Below are 3,911 nucleotides of genomic sequence, written 5' to 3' on the forward strand. Positions count from 1 at the left end.
ATAATTTTGTCTACACGATGCAACGTCTGGCTCAAACGCACCCGAAGTTGAGTGTAGTGAATGATCAATTAGGTCGACCAACTTGGACGCGGACATTAGCGGAGTTTATGTTGCATTTAATCACGGTGAATGCGACATTTGGGACGTATCATTTATCAAATGATGATACCGCGACTTGGTTTGATTTTGCGCGGGAAATTCTTAAGACGACTGATGTCGAGGTGACACCAGTGACGAGTGCAGAATTCCCCCAAAAGGCGTATCGCCCAAAGCATTCAGTGATGAGTTTGGAAAAGGCCAAGGCCACAGGATTTGAGATTTTGAATTGGCGTGAAGCCTTGGCCCAATTTTTGGCAAGTCTACAAGATAAGGACTGAATTGACGCACGATAGAAACGTCCGTCATGAGAGGATTTTTTAGATTAATATGATAGATTACATTAAAAAATTGATTTCCGATGAAAAATTCAGATTCCTTTTGGTTGGCGGATTCAATACGTTTTTTGGTTTTTTTATTTTTACTGGTTTAACATTAACATTAAAAACAGTGCCACATGGCTATATGGTTGCGTTGGTTATTTCCCAAATTGTGTCTAATTTTGTGGCATTTTATTTACATCGGAAGGTAACATTTCGTGTTCAGGGGCAGGTTGTCAAGGACTTTATTCGGTTTACGATGATTAACCTCGTGAGTTATGTGATTAACTTGGTTGTATTGCCACTATTGGTTAATTTCGGACATATGAACCCAATTGCTGCACAGTTTTTAATTTTAATTGTGACAACGATGATTAGTTTTGTTGGGCATAAGTTTTTTTCATTTAGGAGATCAAAATAATGTTAGATATTTCGGTTGTTATACCCGCATATAAAGCGAGACCCTTTATTGAAGAAACCGTGCAATCAGTGTTAGACCAAGTTGGTGTTACTTTTGATGTGTCAGTTGCAATTCAGGGACCGGAAGATGGGACACGCGCGTTATTAGAAAAAATGGCTGCGACGGATCCACGGCTAAAAATTTATACTGCACCACAGGGGGCAGCCAAAGAAAATTGGCAATTTGTGTCAAGCAAAGCAACGGGGAAATACATTAAATTAATCCCACAAGATGATGTGCTACTGCCAGGTACCTTAAAGCGGCAATTTGATTTATTAGAGGCCAATACAGCTACAGCCTTAACGGCTAGTTTACGAGAAGTTATTGATGATCAGAACCATGTCATTAAAAAGTCGTGGGGGCTTTTGGGCTTGAAGCGACCAATGCGTGGGGCAGCGGTTATTCGTCATGTAGTTGGTTTAGGCATTAATGCGATTGGTGAACCAGGTGGTGTCTTGATGCGCCGTGATGCTTTTGAGCAGGCTGGTGGTTGGGATTTTACGCATCCGTATGTGGTTGATTTATCAACTTACTTGCATGTTTTGACATTGGGTGATTTTGTGCCCGATGTGACAGTGGGCGTAAAATTCCGCGTCAGTTCAGGCCAATGGACGGCAGAGTTACAGGATGTTCAGAGTCAACATGTCATCGGTATGAATGAAGCGATGCACCAAGAGTTTCCTGATATTGTAACAAAATCAGTCCTGTGGCGTGGTAATGCAATGGCAAAAGTCATGCAGAATTTACGCTTCATGGTTTATAAAGTGAGAGGTATGAAATAAATGGCATCAAAAAAATTAGCAATTGTTTTGCCAGCTTACAATGAAGAAGAGGTCATTGAAAAGACCACAGCGCGATTACATGATTTGTTGACAGAAATGATACAAGCAAATCTCGTTGCGCCAAGTAGTTTTATCATGTATGTTGATGATGGCTCAAAGGATAAGACTTGGGCACTCATCAATGAGCTACATGAAAAATATGGCAATGTTCAGGGATTGCGTTTTAGCACGAATTTTGGGCATCAAAACGCGCTTATTGCTGGGATGACGTATTTAACAGATACAGATGTTGATTATGTTGTGACGATTGACGCTGATCTTCAAGATGATCCACAAGCTATTGTTGAAATGGTTGAATTGGCTAACTCAGGGAAAGACATCGTTTATGGTGTGCGTAATGATCGAACAACCGATACGTTCTTCAAGCGCTTTACGGCACAAAGCTTTTACAAAGTGATGTCAGCGCTAGGGGCTAATTCAATTCCCAACCATGCGGATTTTCGTTTGGTCAATCAAAAGGTATTGCGTGCCTTTTCAGAATATCAAGAACGCGAAATGTTCTTGCGTGGCATTTTCCCACTGATTGGTTTCAACGAAGCCAAAGTTTATTATGCCCGTGCTGAACGTGAAGCTGGGGAAACGAAGTATCCTTTGCGTAAAATGATTAAGTTTGCGGCAACAGGGATTACATCATTTTCAATTTCACCAATCACATTTGTGCGGAATGTCGGTTTAGGTATTTTTGGGATTAGTATCCTTAGTTTAATTTATATCTTTATTGGTTGGGCATTTGGTAAAACATCAGCAGGTTGGCCAACTTTGATGGTGTCGATTTGGATGCTTGGTGGGTTGCAATTAGTGGCAATAGGGATTATTGGTGAATATATTGGCAAGATTTTCCTTGAAGTTAAGCACCGCCCACGTTATATCATTGCCGAAGAGTTGAATGATTAAGGACCTGCATAATATGACGATCAAGCAAAGACTACGCAATAGTTGGCAAAGTACCTTTGGTGCAATTGTCCTCATTGTTGCGATTGTGTCCATTTTTAGCTTAATTCCATTGTTCTTTTTTCATCGTTTCTATTTTTTGGATGACACACAACGTGGGGCAATTGGGCAATGGTATGAAGTTGGCAAATTAGTGATGCAGGGCCAGTTACCGATTTTCAACGTGGCTGCCCAAGGGTCAGGGAATTATTTATCTGAGTGTCAGTGGGGAACATTTAGCCCACTGGTTTGGGTAATCTCCGTTGTTGTTTATTATTCTTCTAATTTTTTGATATTTGCGACGATATTTAAAATTGTTCTGTTAAACATCTTAGGGGTTGGGTCTTTCTTGTTGGCGCGCTCAATGGCTGTTCAAAAACCATACGCGATTATTTATGGGATTGTAACGCCTTTTGTCGGTTTTACTATTTTTGCCGGAGCGTCATCTTGGGTCACTGATTTAATGGTGTCGGCATTTTTCCCTTGGTTCTGGTGGGTCCTACGACGATTTTTGAATAAAAACACAGGCCCAGTATTGGTGTTTGTGGTGGGTTATTCGATTATTACGGTTGGTTATGTCTTTGGAACAATCATGTTAATTGCCGTCATGTTGGGAGCTTTTATCGCCGCCATTGTGATGAAAAATTGGCCGCAATTACGTCGAATTATCTTTTTAGGCATTAGTTTAGCTGCGACAACAATTGCTGTATACCTACCAGGAATTGCCATTTCTGGTGTGACAATGCGCAATACTGAAGGCATTTTCAACGATAATTTCTTATCGCCAAGTTTATCAGATTTGCTTTTCTCTTTTTCACCAGTCGGCTATTCAGAAATGAACTCTTGGTGGACTGTTAGCGGTGTGACTTATATGCCGTTTATGTATGTTAGTTGGTTATTAGCGTTGTTGGTGTTTGTGAACTTTAAACAAACCAAAAGTTTCATTCAAAGTCATAAAGTGGTGTTAATCCAATGGTTAACACCAACATTATTGACCTTTATGTTACTGTTTGGACCAGCAAATGTGGGACCATTACGTTTTCCAGTCCGCATGATGGCTTATTTTGGTCAACTGGTGTTATTGTTGGTCATTTTGCTCGTGGCTAAGTTAGGGTTGAAATTTACTAAGGGACGTGTTCAACTTTTTGTTGGCTTAATGCTTCTTGGTACGTACCTAGAAATTGCCAATACACCGGCACGTACGCAATCTATCTTGGCTATTAACATTATTATTGGTATTTTTGTGGCAGCGATTGCGTACTT

Annotated in this window: 4 protein-coding genes and 1 pseudogene; all 5 read left to right on the plus strand. The window is 40.4% G+C overall.

Annotated elements, in window-relative coordinates; genetic code table 11:
* Positions 1-377, plus strand: a 377-nt coding sequence (locus ACW12G_RS06860) for an SDR family oxidoreductase (RefSeq protein ID WP_455647592.1), incomplete at its 5' end; no start/stop codon positions are given.
* Between the two features lie 49 nt (positions 378-426).
* Positions 427-837, plus strand: coding sequence for a GtrA family protein (locus tag ACW12G_RS06865; RefSeq protein ID WP_084459844.1), 411 nt, complete (start codon positions 427-429; stop codon positions 835-837).
* Complete coding sequence (locus tag ACW12G_RS06870; protein ID WP_455647593.1) at positions 837-1,658, plus strand: glycosyltransferase family 2 protein; 822 nt, start codon at positions 837-839, stop codon at positions 1,656-1,658. The genes ACW12G_RS06865 and ACW12G_RS06870 overlap by 1 nt, the downstream gene beginning before the upstream one ends.
* A complete protein-coding gene (locus ACW12G_RS06875; RefSeq protein ID WP_010001585.1) occupies positions 1,659-2,612 on the plus strand; it encodes a glycosyltransferase family 2 protein in 954 nt (317 codons plus the stop codon).
* A gap of 13 nt (positions 2,613-2,625) precedes the next feature.
* Positions 2,626-3,911, plus strand: a pseudogene (locus tag ACW12G_RS06880) (hypothetical protein); the annotation flags it as partial.

The sequence above is a fragment of the Leuconostoc sp. genome, assembly GCF_965300815.1.